General features: G+C 52.9%; 18 protein-coding genes. 7 read left to right on the top strand and 11 right to left on the bottom strand.

All coding sequences use genetic code 11. The annotated features are described in order from the left end of the window. Positions 1-11 precede the first annotated feature (11 nt). The 8 genes from yahO to AC6I8K_RS21275 all read right to left on the bottom strand — a co-directional run bounded on the left by yahO (position 12) and on the right by AC6I8K_RS21275 (position 6,210). Positions 12-281, bottom strand: a complete 270-nt coding sequence (gene yahO, locus AC6I8K_RS21310; RefSeq protein WP_483818332.1) for a DUF1471 family periplasmic protein YahO — start codon at positions 279-281, stop codon at positions 12-14. A gap of 162 nt (positions 282-443) precedes the next feature. Beyond that, positions 444-1,073, bottom strand: a complete 630-nt coding sequence (locus AC6I8K_RS21305) for an NrsF family protein (protein WP_497827534.1) — start codon at positions 1,071-1,073, stop codon at positions 444-446. Beyond that, positions 1,060-1,617 carry a sigma-70 family RNA polymerase sigma factor gene (locus tag AC6I8K_RS21300; protein ID WP_064739926.1) on the bottom strand — a complete coding sequence of 186 codons (558 nt, stop codon included), beginning with the start codon at positions 1,615-1,617 and terminating at the stop codon, positions 1,060-1,062. The genes AC6I8K_RS21305 and AC6I8K_RS21300 overlap by 14 nt, the downstream gene beginning before the upstream one ends. 17 nt (positions 1,618-1,634) lie before the next feature. Continuing rightward, complete coding sequence (locus AC6I8K_RS21295; RefSeq protein ID WP_497827533.1) at positions 1,635-2,867, bottom strand: protein-disulfide reductase DsbD family protein; 1,233 nt, start codon at positions 2,865-2,867, stop codon at positions 1,635-1,637. 15 nt (positions 2,868-2,882) lie between these two features. Further along, complete coding sequence (locus AC6I8K_RS21290) at positions 2,883-3,449, bottom strand: peroxiredoxin (protein ID WP_497827532.1); 567 nt, start codon at positions 3,447-3,449, stop codon at positions 2,883-2,885. Positions 3,450-3,541: 92 nt separating this feature from the next. After that, positions 3,542-4,855, bottom strand: coding sequence for a type II toxin-antitoxin system HipA family toxin (locus AC6I8K_RS21285; protein ID WP_497827671.1), 1,314 nt, complete (start codon positions 4,853-4,855; stop codon positions 3,542-3,544). Further along, positions 4,849-5,088 (bottom strand): type II toxin-antitoxin system antitoxin HipB, encoded by a 240-nt coding sequence (gene hipB, locus AC6I8K_RS21280; RefSeq protein WP_497827531.1) that lies wholly within the window; start codon positions 5,086-5,088, stop codon positions 4,849-4,851. The genes AC6I8K_RS21285 and hipB overlap by 7 nt, the downstream gene beginning before the upstream one ends. Before the next feature lie 456 nt (positions 5,089-5,544). Next, complete coding sequence (locus AC6I8K_RS21275) at positions 5,545-6,210, bottom strand: TetR/AcrR family transcriptional regulator (protein ID WP_483818337.1); 666 nt, start codon at positions 6,208-6,210, stop codon at positions 5,545-5,547. 79 nt (positions 6,211-6,289) lie between these two features. Between AC6I8K_RS21275 and AC6I8K_RS21270 the strand changes: the two genes are divergently transcribed. Next, complete coding sequence (locus AC6I8K_RS21270; protein ID WP_497827530.1) at positions 6,290-7,810, top strand: MDR family MFS transporter; 1,521 nt, start codon at positions 6,290-6,292, stop codon at positions 7,808-7,810. 5 nt (positions 7,811-7,815) lie between these two features. Here AC6I8K_RS21270 and AC6I8K_RS21265 read toward each other — a convergent pair whose 3' ends face one another. Together AC6I8K_RS21265 and AC6I8K_RS21260 are read right to left on the bottom strand one after the other, a co-directional pair. Next, on the bottom strand, positions 7,816-9,231 hold the full coding sequence (locus tag AC6I8K_RS21265) for an amidohydrolase family protein (RefSeq protein WP_497827529.1): 1,416 nt from the start codon (positions 9,229-9,231) through the stop codon (positions 7,816-7,818). A gap of 7 nt (positions 9,232-9,238) precedes the next feature. Next, positions 9,239-10,201, bottom strand: coding sequence for an ABC transporter substrate-binding protein (locus AC6I8K_RS21260; protein ID WP_483818502.1), 963 nt, complete (start codon positions 10,199-10,201; stop codon positions 9,239-9,241). A 517-nt stretch (positions 10,202-10,718) separates the two neighbouring features. Between AC6I8K_RS21260 and AC6I8K_RS21255 the strand changes: the two genes are divergently transcribed. Both AC6I8K_RS21255 and AC6I8K_RS21250 read left to right on the top strand, forming a co-directional pair. Then, positions 10,719-11,696 carry an isopenicillin N synthase family dioxygenase gene (locus AC6I8K_RS21255; protein WP_064739934.1) on the top strand — a complete coding sequence of 326 codons (978 nt, stop codon included), beginning with the start codon at positions 10,719-10,721 and terminating at the stop codon, positions 11,694-11,696. Between the two features lie 239 nt (positions 11,697-11,935). Continuing rightward, positions 11,936-12,487 carry a C40 family peptidase gene (locus AC6I8K_RS21250; RefSeq protein ID WP_064739935.1) on the top strand — a complete coding sequence of 184 codons (552 nt, stop codon included), beginning with the start codon at positions 11,936-11,938 and terminating at the stop codon, positions 12,485-12,487. A gap of 36 nt (positions 12,488-12,523) precedes the next feature. Here the strand turns inward: AC6I8K_RS21250 and fhuE are convergent, their stop codons facing one another. Then, the gene (gene fhuE, locus AC6I8K_RS21245) at positions 12,524-14,677 is read right to left on the bottom strand and encodes a ferric-rhodotorulic acid/ferric-coprogen receptor FhuE (RefSeq protein WP_497827528.1); all 2,154 of its coding nucleotides are present in this window, start codon (positions 14,675-14,677) and stop codon (positions 12,524-12,526) included. 450 nt (positions 14,678-15,127) lie between these two features. Here fhuE and AC6I8K_RS21240 point away from each other — a divergent pair, with 450 nt between their 5' ends. The 4 genes from AC6I8K_RS21240 (at position 15,128) to AC6I8K_RS21225 (ending at position 17,271) form a co-directional block, all read left to right on the top strand. Further along, positions 15,128-16,216 carry a YncE family protein gene (locus tag AC6I8K_RS21240; RefSeq protein WP_483818341.1) on the top strand — a complete coding sequence of 363 codons (1,089 nt, stop codon included), beginning with the start codon at positions 15,128-15,130 and terminating at the stop codon, positions 16,214-16,216. 53 nt (positions 16,217-16,269) lie between these two features. Next, positions 16,270-16,491: a hypothetical protein gene (locus AC6I8K_RS21235; RefSeq protein ID WP_497827527.1), complete on the top strand. Its 222-nt coding sequence runs from the start codon at positions 16,270-16,272 to the stop codon at positions 16,489-16,491. Positions 16,492-16,644: 153 nt separating this feature from the next. Beyond that, positions 16,645-16,860 carry a YdgH/BhsA/McbA-like domain containing protein gene (locus tag AC6I8K_RS21230; protein WP_007890154.1) on the top strand — a complete coding sequence of 72 codons (216 nt, stop codon included), beginning with the start codon at positions 16,645-16,647 and terminating at the stop codon, positions 16,858-16,860. A gap of 195 nt (positions 16,861-17,055) precedes the next feature. Beyond that, a complete protein-coding gene (locus tag AC6I8K_RS21225) occupies positions 17,056-17,271 on the top strand; it encodes a YdgH/BhsA/McbA-like domain containing protein (protein WP_007890153.1) in 216 nt (71 codons plus the stop codon). Positions 17,272-17,349 lie beyond the last annotated feature (78 nt).

Here is a 17,349-nt window from a genome sequence, read left to right as displayed (position 1 = left end):
CAGTTTTGCAATTACTTTTTCTTATAAACGATTGCAGTACCATGTATTTTGTTATTGGTGTTCGCTGAGGTAACGATATAAATATCGCCACCTTTTTCATCGGCTAATTTAGACAGTTCCTCTCTCGCACTCGCGGGATCGGTTTCACCTGAGGTGGAAATGTTTCCTACCTCTACATATTGATCTTTTACCTTTTCAAACTCTACTTTTGTCATCAGGTCTGCAGCGAGTGAACTGAAAGATACAGAGCTTGCTAATAATACGAAAATTAATTTTTTCATACATATCCTTGGATGAGGTAAATGATGGGAATTTAATTGTATTGCTATTATTCTATAGTTTATAAAAGTATCCTTTACAATGTGATTGAGCCGATTTTTATTCTTTTTCGCAGCCTTGTCACCCCCAAGAATTAACTTAGGCAACGCACGCTTTCACGCGGATCACTTCAACGTCACCCAACGTTTTCCCACCAGCACGGTCATCGCCACAATCGTGACTATCGCCGCCAGATGCATAATGAAATCCAGTGGATGCAGGTGCACCGGATGGCAAAATGCCAATAGCGCAACCGCCATGCAGGAAACACCCAAGCCCGCCATGGCTAAGCTGCGCACCGGATATAGCGCTCGCGTGCGGCGCAGGCTAACGATCATCAGCACCATCATCGGTGTGCTGACCACCAGCAGGAAAGTAAAGCAGCGTGTGCTGTCGTTGTCATGCACCAGCGGCACTTCGCCGGGAATCTGGCTGATGCTCATGCCGAGCCACAACAAACCGATCGGCAGTAGCGCTTTCCAGCTGATACTGCGGCGTCCGGCGATGCTCATATTAAATGCGCTGCGGATCGCCAGCGTGCCGAGTATAAAGGCCAGCACCAGCTGCAGAATCGCCTGCAGCGCACCGGGCTGCGTCCAGTCGGTGAAACTGCGCTGCACCAGGAAGCTGGCAGCAATGCCGCAGGGTAAAGCCAGCAATAGCCAGGCGCAGACGCGCCAGCGGGTGGATCGCAGCGGTTTTACCGGCCGCATCTCGCGACCGAGTTTTTCAATTAACAGGTTATGATCGGTCATGATTGGCTCCAAAGCGGCGCAAATTGGTTAATGCGCGGTGCAGCAGTGATTTCACCGCTGCGACACTGAGATGGTTATGCGCGGCCGCTTCCGTCAGACTCATTTCGCGCAGATGCACATGTTCGACAATTTCGCGCTGACGCGAAGGCAGCTGGCGCAGATAACCGGCCAGCTCTTCCTGCGTGTCCTGCTGCAGTGCGTCCGACGCACTTGCCGCTTCCGGCACCCATTCGTCGTTTACTTCCCACTGCTGATGGCGACCCCGTCTCCGCAGGGCATCGATAGCGCGCGCCGAGATGATCGCCATCAGCCAGGGTAAAAAAGGGTAGGCAGGATCATAGGTGTGACGCACCCGATGTACCGTCATTAGCACATCCTGAATCACATCTTCTACCAGTGCATCGTCAGCGATCTGTTTGCGCGTTTGCGAACGAATCACCGGCACCAGCGCTTTCAGCAGTCGGGTATAGGCGAGCTGATCGCCCGCCTGTGCCTGTTCCATTAGCGCGGGCCAACTTTCGCGCGCGCTATCGCTTGTGTGCATAATCCGCCTTGTTGTTGTTACGCCTTCTTGCCCGCCGCCTGATTAAGTGCATTCACCACAATGCTCGGTGTTAGCACCTGCGGCAGCACTTTCGGCGGTCCACCATCGGCGGGGTACACCAGATACATCGGTAATCCGCCCTGACCGAATTCACTCATCGTGTCATCGACGTCCGGGTTAAATTTAGTGGAATCTGCCACCATGTACAGCGTACCGGTTTTGGTTATGGCATCTTTCACGGCTTGGGTGGAGAGCGAGGTTTTCTCATTCACCTGGCAGGTGATGCACCACGAGGCGGTGAAATCGACAAAGATCGCTTTACCATGCCCGCGCTGCGCTTCAACCGCCTGTGGCGTCCATTTGGCTTTAGTGACCTCCGCCGTCAGCTGATTGCCCGCCAGGCCTGCGCCGGGTTTGATCAGGCTCGGAAGCGGGGCGATTACCGCCACAATCAGTACCGCCGTGACGGCAAACAGTACCTTATGACTTTTACCCGCAAAGTGGCGATGCTGCGCCATACCGTATAGCCAACCTGCAAAAGCCACAATCACCGATGCCGCCAGCAAGGTGGCCAGTGCCGCGCTTCCCGCTTGCTGAGCAAGCACCCAGACCAGCCAGGCATACGCGCCAAACATCGGGAACGCCAGGCCGCGTTTTAAGACATCCATCCATGCGCCGGGACGCGGCAGGAACTTAGCCAGCGCCGGGAACAGCGATACCAGCGTGAATGGCGCGGCGAAGCCGAGCGCCAGCGCGAAGAAGATCACCAACGCAACGGCAGGCGGTTGTACCAATGCATAGCCGATGGCGCTGGCCATAAAGGGTGCCGCACAAGGCGTTGCGACGATGATCGCCAATGCACCGGTTAACGCCGAGCGGGTAAAGGCACCGCGGCCGACATCAACCGAGCCGACGCGTTGTACTGACAAGCCAACTTCAAATACCCCGAGCAAATTGAGCGCGGCGGCGAGGATGACCAGTGACAGCAGCGCGATCACCAGCGGCGATTGCAGTTGGAAGCCCCAGCCCACTGCGGCGCCACCGGCGCGCGCCGCCAGCAAGATGCCCGCCAGCGCCATCATGGTCACCACAACGCCAAGTAAAAAGCCTAACCCTTCACGACGCGCGCTGGCGGCATTATCGGTATGGCGTAACAGCCCGAGCGCTTTCAGCGAGATCACCGGAAATACGCAGGGCATTAAATTCAGAATGATGCCGCCGATGAAGGCGGCCAGCATGGCGGTTAACATCGCTGGCCTCTTTGCTTAGTGAGTTTGTGGGTGAGATGCGTCGTACTGCTTAACGGCGGCCAGCGCTTTATCAATATGCGTTTCTGGGTTTCTGTCAGTGTAACTCAGCAGAATATTGCCATCGGGCGCGATCACGTAGGAGGTACGATCGGACAGGGTTTTGCCTTTCATCTGCATAGTGGTTTGATACTGCGCCGCCACTTTTGCACCTGGATCGGCGGCGACAGTAAATTTATCGCGGCACTCCAGTTTAGAAAAATCGCTGACCTGATCGGTATTGCCTGCGGTCACGCCCACCACCGTGGCACCCATTTTGCTGAAGCTCTCAGTGGCTTCAGCAAAATCGTGCGCTTCAATAGTACAACCTGCGCTAAACGCTGCCGGGAAGAAATAGAGCACCACCGGACCTTTCTGCAACGCTTTTTGCAGCGAGAAGGTCAAGGGCTTACCGGCTAACGCGCCTTGTAGTTCAAAGTTCGGTGCTTTCGCGCCCACCGGCAGTGCGGCACCGGCGTTGAACGCGGAAAGACCCAGTGCTGCTGTCATGGTCAGGGTACAAACGAGGGATTTGATGCGTTTCATTTTCTGCTCCTGCGAAGTATAGAAATGCCGAATTGGATAACTCATTAGTTCAGTTCGCTGGGGCCGGGAGGAAAGTTTCGGTCGGGGAAAAATTATTTTTGCAGACGCGCTAACATCCGCAAGCTGTTGTCAAAAAGGGGGTCAACAATACGCTGCGGGAAATCCGTGGGTAATGTTCGGGTCACTTGCTCCATCGCGACTGCCATTTCAGCAATAAAGAAATCGATGATCTCAATCATTCGGTTCAGATCAAAATTCACCGCCTTTGCCGTGGTTAAAAAATGGCGCGGGAAAATTTTATCGATCTCATTTTTTCTGCCTTTGCTGGCTTTCAAACTCATTGCCAGTTTCAAATCGCGGATATTGAGTCCGTTTCCGCCCATCGATGTGAAGACAGAAATGATGTCGTAGAAAGGCGTGAGACGATAACTTCCGCCGCGCTCGATAAAGACAGAGAAATTTTTGGCATGACCATCCGTTGCGCCGATCAGCCACTGGAATACCTGGAATTTCATAAAGGAATAACGATCTTCTAACGCGTTACTGGATCCCATCAGGAATTGCATGATGTCGGCAATGCCGGGTCCACCGTCAGATTCATATTTCAGCGCTGACGGTAAGCCGAATGCCTGACACATGTCTTCCTGGGGTAAGCGCAGCAATTGTGTCTGCTGGTGGTTCCAGCGCCGATCAAAGCGTTGCACGGCCAACGCCTTCATCTTGCCAGCGTAAATGATGCTGGCATCAGGCACAGCAAATCCCAATTCTCGCGCCAGTGCCAGGCAAAGGTACTCATTTTCGACGCTTTCACGCATATCCAATGTGGCAAAAGGTTGCTTAATCTCACCGATGGGCAATTTGATGATGTGCGATGTGGGCGTGGCGCCATGTGGAATGGCCCAGCCTTCCCCCATTGCCAACAAGGCTGTTTTTTCCTGAGCACCCGCTACCGAGATGCGGAAATCGTGTTCTTCACTGATCATGCCCAATGGAATATCCGCCTGATAAGCCGATAGGACACGTTCCAGCTTATGTTCATCCAACCGTTCGGCGTTCAGGCTTAAATCAGCGGGTGTACTTTGCGGGGGCAGGAGCATCACGGCACCGACGCTGTCTTTACCAATTTCGCTCAGCAGATCGAACGGCTGACGTGATTTAGCGCGATAACGCGCGACGATGCGATCGCGTACTAAAGGGCTGTCAGGCAGTAAATTATCAAAATAATTGAGTACTGCGGCGGATGAAATCACAGGCAACTGTAACGGCAGTGACAGCGATAGCGGCCTGGCGAGTCGATTGCTCAACCAACCCGGATTGTATTGGAAAGTATGCGCCCCATTGGTGTTGCGCGTCAGGATGCCTACGCGTTCGCCGTTCATCCACGCGATCAATTCCTGCTTCACCAGTCATTCTCCTGACCCGTTATGGCGGCGTCTTTTTCCTGGACGTTCATGTTTAGATCAAGCGACTGCAAGATTTTGAACAAAGTCGCGAGCGTGGTGAGGTCGGGATTGTTTTCAAAGTGAGAAATGGTGGATTGTTTCAGGCCAACTTTTTGCGCCAGCTCACTTTGCGTCCAATGATTTTGTTGGCGAATGAGTTTGAGGTGATTAGCCAGTTGGCGCGGACTGTAAATCATGGCGAATCCTCTTGTCACCAGCGCTTTTATGCTGAAATTAACCCACAGGTAGATAATGGGCAACTTATCCCTTAAAGGGGATAATGTCAACTTTATCCCTTGTGGGGGATAATGACAGGATTATCCCCTGTTAAGGATAAATTTGATTTTTAGCGAGACGCACTAGAGGGATAATGCTGCACACTTAGGCCATAAAATGCGTATCTATCCAGGTGCGCATGAATGCGCACCCTACGAAAACCCAGCGAATTAAACGCAGGAGCGCATGAATGCGCACTCTACGAAAACCCAGCGAATTAAACGCAGGTGCGCCATTCATGGCGTAATGCCGATCAGTTAAGCCCCGTTTTATTTACCGCACATTCCGTAGCGGCGCGATTTATCGCGCAATATGTTCGCTGGGTAGTTGGGGTTTTCATCTCTTAACTGACAAGCATTACGCCATTCATGGCGACCTTACGAGGCGGGGCGGATGCCCTGGCAGAAAAGACTCAAGGTGTGTTGAACAATAAGCTCACGATTGAATGTGAGATCGTTAGCAAAGCGGGTGAAGGGCACCAGCACGAGGCTAAGGATCGAGGTCATCAGCAATTGTGGTTCCAGCTCAGCATTGAGTAATCCTTGTTGCTGCCAGCCTTCAATGAGGTTTTTCACCTCATCACGCTCACCGTGACCAAAGCGCTTTTTAATCTGCTGGCCTAACCCGCCTTCACCTTGCATCACTTCCTGCATCCATAGCGGTGCAAACCAGTTGTGAGTGCTGACGATATCCGCCACTTCATGAATAAAGGCGGTGAAAGTAGTGACAGGGTCACGCGGGTCGTCCATAAAGTGCGCCACCAACCGCTGGCGTAACGGCAAAAAACGCTCCTCAACCACGATATCCAGCAAGGATTCACGCGATTGAAAATAGTAATTGAGCATCGCCGGACTCACGCCCGCCTTACGCGCAATGGCGTTGAGCGAGGTTTCACCGATGCCGTTTTCGGCATACAGCGCTAAGGTGATGTCGAGCAGATGTTCGCGCTGCTGCACGTTAATTGCGCCACCCCGTGGGCGGCCCGGGCGGCGAGGTATTGCCGCGTGAGTCATTTCGTCAGCAGGGACTTTTCGTGCGGTCATCTTTACTCACTCACTTGATTCATGTCAGACTGCGTTTAATATTAATTGGGTATTTAATTAATTACAATTGGTGTCTGTTATGCAACCCCAAACACTCGCGCCGCAGTCGGATCACGGCAAGGACAATCCTCCTTCAGTCCGCTTACTGATGGGCGCTTTATTACTGGTCATGCTGTTAGCAGCATTGGATCAGACCATCGTCTCCACCGCGTTACCGACCATTGTCGGCGAGTTGGGCGGACTCGATCGCCTCTCGTGGATCGTCACCGCCTATATGCTGGCTTCGACAATTGTCGTGCCACTGTACGGCAAGTTTGGTGATTTGTTTGGCCGCAAAACGGTACTGCAAATTTCAGTGGTATTGTTCCTGATTGGCTCGGCGCTGTGCGGCCTGGCGCAGAATATGGAACAGTTGATTTTCACCCGCGCACTGCAAGGTTTAGGCGGTGGTGGCTTGATGGTAGTAAGCATGGCGGCGGTCGCCGATGTGATCCCGCCACAAGAACGCGGCAAATATCAGGGCCTGTTTGGCGGCGTATTTGGTCTGGCAACCGTCATCGGGCCGCTTCTGGGCGGTTTTATTGTGCAGCATGCGTCGTGGCGCTGGATTTTCTATATCAATCTGCCGCTGGGTTTGATTGCGCTGGTGATCATCAACGCGGTATTCAAGACCGACAACAAGCGCAAGCCGCATGAGATTGACTATCCTGGCGCGGTGTTTCTCAGCCTGGCGCTGGTGGGCATCACGCTGTTTACCAGCGAAGGCGGCACGCTGCGCGCATGGTCCGATCCACTGTTGTGGTGCATTCTGGCGTTTGGTGTGATTGGGGTGATCGGTTTTATTTATGAGGAGCGCCGCGCCTGGGAACCGATTATTCCGCTGTCGCTGTTCCGTAACCGCAGTTTTTCCCTCGCCAGTTTAATGGCATTTATCGTCGGCATGTCGCTGTTCGGCAGCGTGACATTTTTACCGCTCTATTTGCAGGTGGTAAAAGGTTCCACGCCGACCGAAGCCGGTTTGCAACTGTTGCCGCTGATGGGTGGGTTGCTGATGACCTCTATCGCCAGCGGACGCATTATTAGCCGTACCGGTAAATATCGTCTGTTCCCGATAGGCGGCACCTTGCTGGCGACCCTCGGCATGGCGCTGTTGACCACGCTAACCATTGATGCGCCGATGTGGCATATCTATCTGTTTGCCTGCGTGTTGGGCATGGGAATGGGCATGGTGATGCAAGTGCTGGTGCTGGCGGTGCAGAATACCGTTACGCCCGATCGCATCGGCGTTGCCACGTCGTCGGTAACGCTGTTCCGCTCAGTTGGCGGTTCGATTGGTGTGGCGTTGTTTGGTGCAGTGTTTAGTCAGGTGCTGAAATCGGGCCTGACCACGCTGGTGGAACAGGGCAATGCATTACCGCGCGCGCTCGATCCGCAGGCGGTGCATCATTTGCCTTATGACGTGCAACAAGCCTATTTGCAGGTGTTTGGTGATGCGGTGCACTCAGCCTTTCAAATGGCAACTGGCGTCATGTTATTGGCCTTTATCCTGTCGCTGTTTTTACCGGAATCACCGCTGCGTAAGAAAGACGCAGCGGCTTAACACGTTTACCCTGCCGCGCGCTGCTGCAAGATTTTCACCGCTTGCGCAGCATCGCGGCCTAGTTCAGCCAAATCCAATCCGGCAATGACGTCATTCTGCACCAGCAGTTTTCCTTCACAAATCAGCGCGTGCAAACTGGCGCGACCACCGCTGGCCACCGGGCCAATGGCGGGATCGTGCAGGCCATAATAACGCGGATCGTCCAGGCGGTAGACGGCGATATCCGCAGCCATGCCTGCTGCTATCCGGCCGGTATGCAAGCCCAAAATCTTTGCGCCACCTGAGGTGCCCCAGCGCACCACATCTTCAATGCTGGCAGCGTCGCCGCCGCCTTCAAAGGTTCCACCGGCATAGCGCGGCTGCGCCAGCATGCCTTTGCGTGCACGCTGTAACTGCCAGGCGGCGTGGGTTTCGCTTTGCATGTCTGCCGCCTCATTCGACGCCGCGCCATCGACGCCAATCGAGATGTTGACGCCCGCTTGCTCCATCGCCACCAAATCGGCAATGCCGCTACCGAGGCGCGCATTACTCTGCGGACAATGCGCGATGCCACTGCCAGCCGCACCCAACATCGCGATCTCTTCCGGCAGCAGTTTCACCAGATGGGCAAACCACACATCGTCACCAATCCAATCGTGTTCGGCGCAAAACTGCAGCGGCGTCATACCAAACTTCGTGCGCGCAGCATCGAGGTAATCCACGGTTTCCGAAAGATGGCTATGCAGGCGAATACCGAGTTGACGCGCCAGGCGCGCGCTTTCGCGCAGTTCCTGCGGCGTGGTGGAGTGCAGCGTGGTGGTCGGTGCCATCACAATGCGGCGCATTGCGCGATCCTGCGGTTGATGATAGCGCGCCACCAGGCGGTCGACATCGGCCATCATGCTATGAAAGCTCTCCGGGCGCAGCGCGGTGGGCAAGTCGCTTTCTAAGCCGCGACTTTGCGTGGCACCGCCGCGACAGAGCACGAAGCGCACGCCCAGTTTGTCGGCTTCGTCGAACAGGATCGCTGCGCCATCAAACGGCATACCAGGCCAGTAGAGATAGTGATGATCGGCAATAGTGGTACAGCCAGAACGCACCAGCTCGACCAGACCGACGCGCGCGGCAATACGAAACGTCTGCTCGTCAAAAGCGCCACGAAAACGGTACGGCGTCTCGGCCAGCCAGCCGCTGAGGCTAAGATTTAGACCTTGTGGCTCGCCTTTGAGCAGCGATTGAAAAAGATGATGATGCGTGTTGACCCAGCCGGGATAGACCACGCAATCACGGGCGTCGATCACCGTTTCATCGGCGACAGCGCTCAGTTCGCCCATCTCCGCAATCAGACCATCACGGATACGAATATCGCGCGCGCTACTTCGCGGTTGCTGTTTATCGCCGGTAAGAATCGCGGCACAGTTTTTAATTAACAGTTGGCTCATGGCAACTTTACTCCGCTTTCGCGGCGACAAACTGCGTGCTAAACGCGCGCTGCCAGTCGGTTGAGGCTTTAAGCAAACCGGCGTTGACCATAAAGTCGCGCGTTGCCTGCCAGCGTTTATCCGTCATAACGCCTAAACCTTGCTTCGCCGCATCACCACCGTCAATCAGGTGCAGCGCTTTCATTTGCGACACGCCGAAGGCCAGAATTGCGTCGGTCATTTGCGGGTTCTCTTTTTTGATTAGCGCATTGCCTGCGGCCGGATTGGCGAGGTAGGATTTCCAGCCCTCCATCGATGCCGCGACAAAACGCTTCATGACCTCAGGCTCTTTTTGCAGTAAATCGTCGCGTGTCACCAGAATGCCGCCATAGGCCGGATAGCCATAATCGGCAAAAAGATAGAATTTGCTGTCCGGCTGCACCTCTTTGATTTGCTGCACTTCGGATGTGGCGTAGGCCTGCTGCGCGGTATTTTTATCCGCGAGGAACGGTTGCATATTGAAGGTGTAAGGGCGCGCCTGACCATCCTGCAGCTGATATTTGCCTTTCAGCCACGGCCACCAGCTGGCTTGTCCACTGGCTGACACCAGCACGGTTTTGCCTTTGAGCTGATCCAGCGACGTCACATCGCCATGGGTAACAATGCCTTGCGGATCAAACTGAAACGGCGCGGCGATGGCTTTTAGCGGGAAGTTGCGCTCAATGCCCTGCAGTACTTGCAGGTCGTAGCTGACGATCACATCCGCACGGTTCGCCAGCAGTAGCGTCATGTTATTCAGCTGCGGTCCGCCGGAACGCACTTCAACCTCCAGCCCGTACTTTTTGTAGATACCGGTGGCGAGCGCCTGGTAATAGCCGCCTTGCTCTGCCTGCGCGACCCAGGTGGTTTGCAATACCAGTTTGTCGGCGGCGTGCGAAAGTGCAGAGGTGCTCAGCAGAGCAGCGAATAAGGAGAAACGGAAACGCGACATTGTCATAAAACCCCCAATAAACGTTGAGTTTGTTGTCGTCATCAGGGGCGTAGCGGCGCATGGCGTGCTCACGATGCCTGGAAAAAGCATCGTCCCCTGACGAGGTACAGCTAATGCTGTAGAGCAATGTCCTGCGTGAAAGTGGTGTCACGCTGACCGCTTATACTCAGTGTCGATTTAGCAAAGTGCATGCCATTCGTGTAACCATATGAAAATAATCAATTAAATAGTAAAAGTGATCGACTTTTAATTCTGCCTCTGATCATTGATGAGGCAAACCGGCTCTTTTTGCACCGCCATTGTGCAGTCAGGGCGCGACAGATTAATTAACTTATTGATTTAAAGAGGAGCTACGAACTGGCACAGGCTTTGCTTTGTTAAAAACTGAGTAGAAGCTGTCAACCGTGGTTTCACCCGGTGGGTCATTGCTCGATCGCTTGCAACTTTCAGCAGGCGCGGGGATGACTGCCACGCTGCGGGCGGGTCATCCGTTATCGCTCAATAACGAGGTGCACCAATGGAAAAGACCCCTTATGACATGCATGAACTGACAAAAGAATCGCGCATGGGCGCGCGCGGCGTGGAAGCCGCGCGTGATGTGCGTATCATCGATCTCGCTGATTTTGAACAACGTAAACCGGAAATAGCGGAGCAGCTGTGGCAAGCCGCCACTGAGATCGGCTTTTTCCAGATTTCCGGGCATGGCATTCCCCTCGACGACATCAATGCGGCTTTTGCCAATGCAGAACGCTTTTTTGCACTGCCGCAAAGTGACAAAGGCCGCCATCCATTGCGCCGCAATGCGGGCTGGGAATACCGCGCGCAGATCCGTCCGTCAACCGGCAAACCGGATCAAAAAGAGTCGTATCAGGTAACGCGCCCGCGTATGGAAGGGTTATGGCCGGATGAAGCCACTTTGCCTGGTTTCCAGCATGATGTACTGAAATTCGAGCGTCAGTGCTGGGAAGTGGGCATGCGCTTGCTCTCCTGTTTTGCCCTGAAGCTGGGATTCCCCGACGATTTCTTTGCCAAGGCGCATGAACCATCGCGTGAAACCTATCAAAGTACGCTGCGTATGCTGCATTACTTCGCTATTAGCGGCGAGCCCGATGGCCCGTGGCGCGCAGGTGCGCATACCGATTTCGATTGCCTGACCTTGCTATTCCAGCGTGATGGGCAGGGTGGGTTACAGGTGTGTCCGGGCAGAGAAATGGAGGAGCAAATCTGGACGCCGATCCCGCCGCTGGAAGGCTTAATTACCTGTAATATCGGCGATATGTTGATGCGCTGGAGTGATGATCAGTTGCCATCTAATTTCCATCGCGTCAGTAATCCGCTGCCGGGTGAATCGGTGCCGGCACGCTACAGCCTGGCGTTTTTTTGCCAGGCTAACGAAGATGTGATGATTGAAGGGCCGGAGAAAAAATATCCGCCTATTTCCGCAAAGGATTATCTGGCGCAGCGAATTAGTGCCAATTTTTCCGGCAAGTATTAAACGTACAGCTGTAAGTCGAAATTGATGCCATTCTGTGCAGGCGCGCAAATATTCTCCTGCACAGAAAAAGCACAGCCGGTAAAATAGATTTTTAACTCAAATACAAGATGTTACCGTTGCGTAAACTTAGGTAAAACCAAGCGGCAATTAAAAGATTTCGCGGCGCGGCTATTTATTTCTGCAACTTCTTTACGGTATAAATCTCTCATCCCAGTTTCCCTCAGCGAAAACACCAACACATGATCAATTCTGCCGCCAGCAAAGTTATCGCCTGCCTGTTTGTTTTTACCCTGGCCGGTTGTTCTTCTAAGTCTTCGCATGCGCCTGCTGAAGAAAGCGTTGATACCTCAGTTGATGGTGGCAAGCAGCCGGATTTAATTCCGGTGATTGCGGCGCTGCACGATCAAATGCATTCGTGGGAAGGGACTAAATATCAATGGGGCGGCACGCAATTAACCGGCGTCGATTGCTCTGGATTTGTCTGGCGCACGTTGAAAGATCGCTTCAATATCCCTATGGATCGCGTCACCACTAAAGAGTTAATCGCCATGGGCAAGCCGGTGGATCAGGCACATTTGCAACCCGGTGATTTAGTCTTTTTCCGCATTAAACGCGAGCTGCACGTGGGCTTTTATGATACCGACCATCAATTCCTTCACGCTTCGGTGAGTCAGGGGGTAATGCGTTCCTCGCTCAATAATCCGTACTGGAAATCGGTTTATTTAGAGGCGCGACGTTTGCCGAAAGAACAGAATTCGCAGATCAGTTTCAATTATAAAAACAAGGTTTGATGGGCGGTGCGCATAAATGCGCACCTTCAGGTTGTGTTAAAACTGATACGAAACGCTCATGGAGAAACTGCGCGGCGCACCATACACGTAGCTGTTCATGTAGCTGTAATATTCGCGATCAAACAGGTTGTCAACGTTCGCCTGTACCGCCACCTGCTTAGTGACCTGATAACGGGCAAACAACGATGCCAGCGGAATGCTTCCCTGGTAGACGCGCACGGTATCGCCGCTGGCGTTGGTTGCATCTTCAAAGACGCGATTCTGCCAGTTGATGCCGCCGCCGACCGTCAGATCCGGCAACATCGGCAACTGATAACGGGTGAACAGTTTAAAGGAGGTTTGCGGCTGATAGCTGTTAAAACGACCCGCTTTATCCCGTGCTACATAGCGTGTGGCACCGAACGTCAGCTGCAGATTATCCGTCAGCGCACCGTTAAGCTCAAACTCCGCACCTTTACTGACCGCACCTTTGGCGGACGCATAAGCCTGTTCACTACCGCTCAGATAGACGCCATCAATCGCCTGACCGACGTTATCCTGTTCAATACGGAATAACGCCACCGTTGCGGTTAATCGACCATCATACCAGGCGGACTTCAGACCCGTTTCATAGCTTTTTCCGGTAACCGGCGACAGATATTTACCGCTGGTATCGCGATAGGTTTGTGGCAGAAAGATCGCGGTATAGCTGCCGTAGGCGGACCAGGACTCATTGATGTCGTAAACCAAACCGGCGTAAGGCGTGGTGTTGTTTTTGGTCATGTCGCCACTGCTACCATTGGTGCTCCACTGCGTGTAGCGCGCACCAATAATCAGCGACAGCGGATCGGCCAGCGAGAAGCGCGCGGCGGTGTAAGCGGATTTCTGGCGAATGGTATCATCGGCATTCTGATACCAGCCTTGCCACTGTGGTTCGGCAATGTTGCCATTCCAGCTGTTATTGAAGATACCCATATCGCTTGAGGCGATATTGTAGTTTTCCAGATCGGTAACGCCATCCTGGCTGTAAGTGGCGTTGTGCTGGCGGCTATAGCTCACGCCCGCCATTAACTGATGCTGACGACCTAACAACTCAAATGGGCCGCTGGCGTAGCCGTCGAACGAATCCATCTGGCGTTTACCGCGATCCATACTGCCGTAGCCGGTGGTGCCTTCGCCGCTATCCTGATCGGCATTGCCCATCACATACAGCAGCTTATCGTTGAACGTGTTCTCTGCATGCGTGCCGTTAACGTGCACGTTCCAGCCGTTATCGAAGTTATGGTCGATATCAGCGAACACTTTGCGTGAATTGGTGTTGTAGCGCGCCCAGTTGGCGGCGGAGTTAAGGCTGCGATTGTAATGCGTGGTGGCGTTGTTGCTATAGAACATTGGCACGCCGCCCCACGTCGGATTGCCGGTGTTGGCATCTTCGTAGTCATAACCCAGCGATAGCGTAGTGTGCTCGGTGATGTCGGCATCAATCACGCCGTAGAGAAATTTTTTGGTTTTGTGGTAGCGATCCAGCCAGCTGTCTTCATCGCTATAGCCGGTTACCACGCGGCCACGCAGGCTGCCATCCTGGTTTAGCGGCGCTGAGAAATCCGCAACATAACGCTGTTTGTTCCAGCTGCCGTAGCTGGCGCTGACCGTACCGGTGAAGGTCTTACTGTCGGCGTGTTTGCGCACCATGTTGATCGAGGCGGACGGGCTGCCCGCGCCGGTCATCAATCCGGTAGCACCGCGTACGATCTCAATACGCTCGTAAATGGCGGTATCAGATGCAGCGTCGCCATAGTTCCAGTTGTCATTAACCGACGTGGGAATGCCATCGAAAGAGAAGTTAGTGATCTTAAAGCCGCGTGAATAATATTCCGAGCGCTCGCTGTCGATCAGATTGGTCGAGATGCCGGTGGCGTTAGTCAGGACATCGTTCACTGATTGCAGATTTTGATCCTGCATACGCTGCTGCGTAACGACGCTCATTGACTGGGGCACATCGCGTGGCGTCAGCAACAATTTGGTGCCAGCACGCGTGGTTTTTACCGCGTAATCCTGCTGTTCATTATTTTCGCTGTCGTCGGCTGCCGACGCATCGACCACCAAATCCTGCTGCGTAGCATTTGCTGCCTGCGCCATGGTTGGGGTAAGTAGCGCATGAATCGTCATCGCCAGCAGTGAGACGTTAAAGGTTTTCCTGATGCCAGACATAAAATTTCCTGTAGAAACTCACGTTATAGGAAGCTGTTTCGCTTCATTTTTTATCGTTTGCGCCTTTATCCATCAGCCCAAAGGGGCAGACGAGAAGGGACGAAAAACGCCACTGCTTATTTGTTGAGAAAGCCAATGATAATCATTTGCTTTAAAGAATCTCGGAAGGTTTCATTTGTAATTGTAATAATGTGTAAACATATTATTTATCAATTATTTATAATTAAAAATAACCTGTTAATTGCTAACGTTTTCATGTTTTTAAGCCGATATAGGGAACAATTTGGCAGATAAACGTGTACCGCTCGCACGACACCATTCACGGCAAAGCGGAGAAGACCATCGAGAAAGTTGCTAAGTTCATGCTAATGCGTATGATTCTCATTCTTCTTGTATTTTCCGTACGCGCCCGCGCGCAACGGAGCCGTTCATCCAATGATGGAGTTGAGCATGAAATCGTTATTTAGCCCGCGCAAAGCCGCCGTTGCTGCAGCGATCGTCGCTGCGTTTAGCCTGACCGCTTGCCAGGCTCCGGCAAAAAAAGCCGAAGCGCCAGCCGCTGCTGCTAAGCCAGTGGATACCTCACTGACCCAGCGTACTTTGGGCGATGGCCTGTATGAAATGGCTTACTCGCCTGCGGCGAAAGCGTTATATGTTGCCAGCGCGCAGAGCTTCAAAGACGTTAACGGTGGTGTGATTTATCGTCTCGACCCAACCACACTGGAAACCAAAGGCGTAACCCATACCGATCTGAAAAACTTTGGTACGGCGATAGATGAACAGGGCAGCGTGTTCTACACCACCAACTCGCTGGATGGCGCCATCTCTAAAGTAGATGCGCAGAGCGGTAAAGTGCTGGAACGTTTAGTCTTCCCCGGCAAAAAAGATAAAGAAGGTTATCCGGCTGGTGCGCGTGAAGTGCTGTGGCATGGCAACGAGTTATATGTGGGGCGCGTCGCCGATCCGGGTTACATCTCGGTGGTTGACGTGAAAACCTTCAAGTTGAAGGCGACGATTAAGAACGCAGGCAAATGGGTCACCGGGATCATCTATTCCCCGCTGACTGAGCGCATTTACGCGACCAACGGCGCGGGCGAGATTCTGGTAATCAATCCACGTACGCACAAGATTGAGAAACGCTGGACCGCTGGCGACGGTAAAGAGTATCTGTTCCTGAACATGGCGGAAGATCCGGCTACCGGTCGCTTGTTTGTCACTGACGATTCTAAAGGCAAAGCGACGCTGGTCTTTGATGAGCGCAGCGGCAAAGTGATCAAACGCATTGAAGGCGATGCGCTGGGTATCAAATTCAACGCTAAACGTAATGAGATTTACATCAGCCAGCGCGAATCGAAGAAAGTGCTGCAGCTGGATGCCACCACTTATGCGGTGAAAAACAGCTGGTCGTTTGACAACAATCCAAACAGCCTACTGATTGGACCGGACAACAATACGCTGTATGTCACGTTGAAAGCGGAGTTCAACAAAGACTCCTCAACCAAAGGCGAGGATCAGATTGCGCGTATCGCACTGAAATAGTCCCTTAGCTCTCCAATAATTAATGCCCTCGTTAGAGGGCATTTTTGTTTCTGATGGCTTATAACCTGGTGTTATCGATTGATCAGGCGCTGGCGGGGGATTTCGCGGCGGTGGCTGCACAGTCTCAGCGTCAGGAACGGTTTTGGCCGCTGTTTAACCAACACAGCGCCAGTATTCGCGTCATCGCTGCAGCGGCCAGCGCGCCAAGGTGGCAGAGAATGATTGCCTGCCACGCCCACTGCGTGCGTTGTCGGCGGCGGATGTGGCATAAGTGAAAAAGGTCATTACTGAACTTGAGTTGGTGTAGTGATAATGAGTTGATTAACTGTGATCGCACTAATAGTTAATCTGATAATAGTTTCAGTGGTTATTATTGTTTCCATCGAAGGCGCACAGCCTTCACATCAAACAACCAAAGGAATACGACCATGAAAACGATTAAAACACTGACTATCGCCGCCGCTGCCGCTCTTTCACTGATGTCTGCTGCAAGTTTTGCACAGACCGTTTCAGCCACGTCGCTGACTCTGGATGGTGCTGAAGCCAAAATTGCCGCACAAGCGAAACAGAATGGCGAGCAGTACAAAATTTTGGAAGCCAGCAACGGTAATGTCGTGCACATGACGGCTGAACTTTACAAATAACGGATGGTTGCATACGGATGTGCCAGAACAGGTCGCCTACGGGCGGCCTTTTTTGTCTATAAAGCTCACTAAAGCGTATAGTTTCGTAAGTTATCGTGATCGCACTAATCGTTAATAATGTAACGATAACGTGAGTTATTATTGTTTCCATCGAAGGCACACAGCCTTCTTAATAAACCACTAAGGATTATGACCATGAAAACTATCAAAACACTGTCTATCGCCGCTGTTGCTGCTCTTTCAATGATGTCTGCTGCAAGCTTTGCACAGAGCGTCTCAGTTGAGTCTTCAACACTGGATGGCGCAGAAGCTAAAATCGCCGCTCAGGCACAAGAGCAGGGCGCACAGTATAAAATTACTGAAGCTAATACCAACAACCGCGTACACATGACTGCAGAGCTGTATAAATAAGTTCGCTGCACAAGCTGTTGTGTTAAGGCCGCCTTCGGGCGGCTTTGCTGTATCTGAATGTCCGTAAATGGTCTGCGC

This window comes from Pantoea sp. X-Soil-ISGK-421, from assembly GCF_059730785.1.
This window is presented reverse-complemented; position numbering and strand designations above follow the sequence as displayed.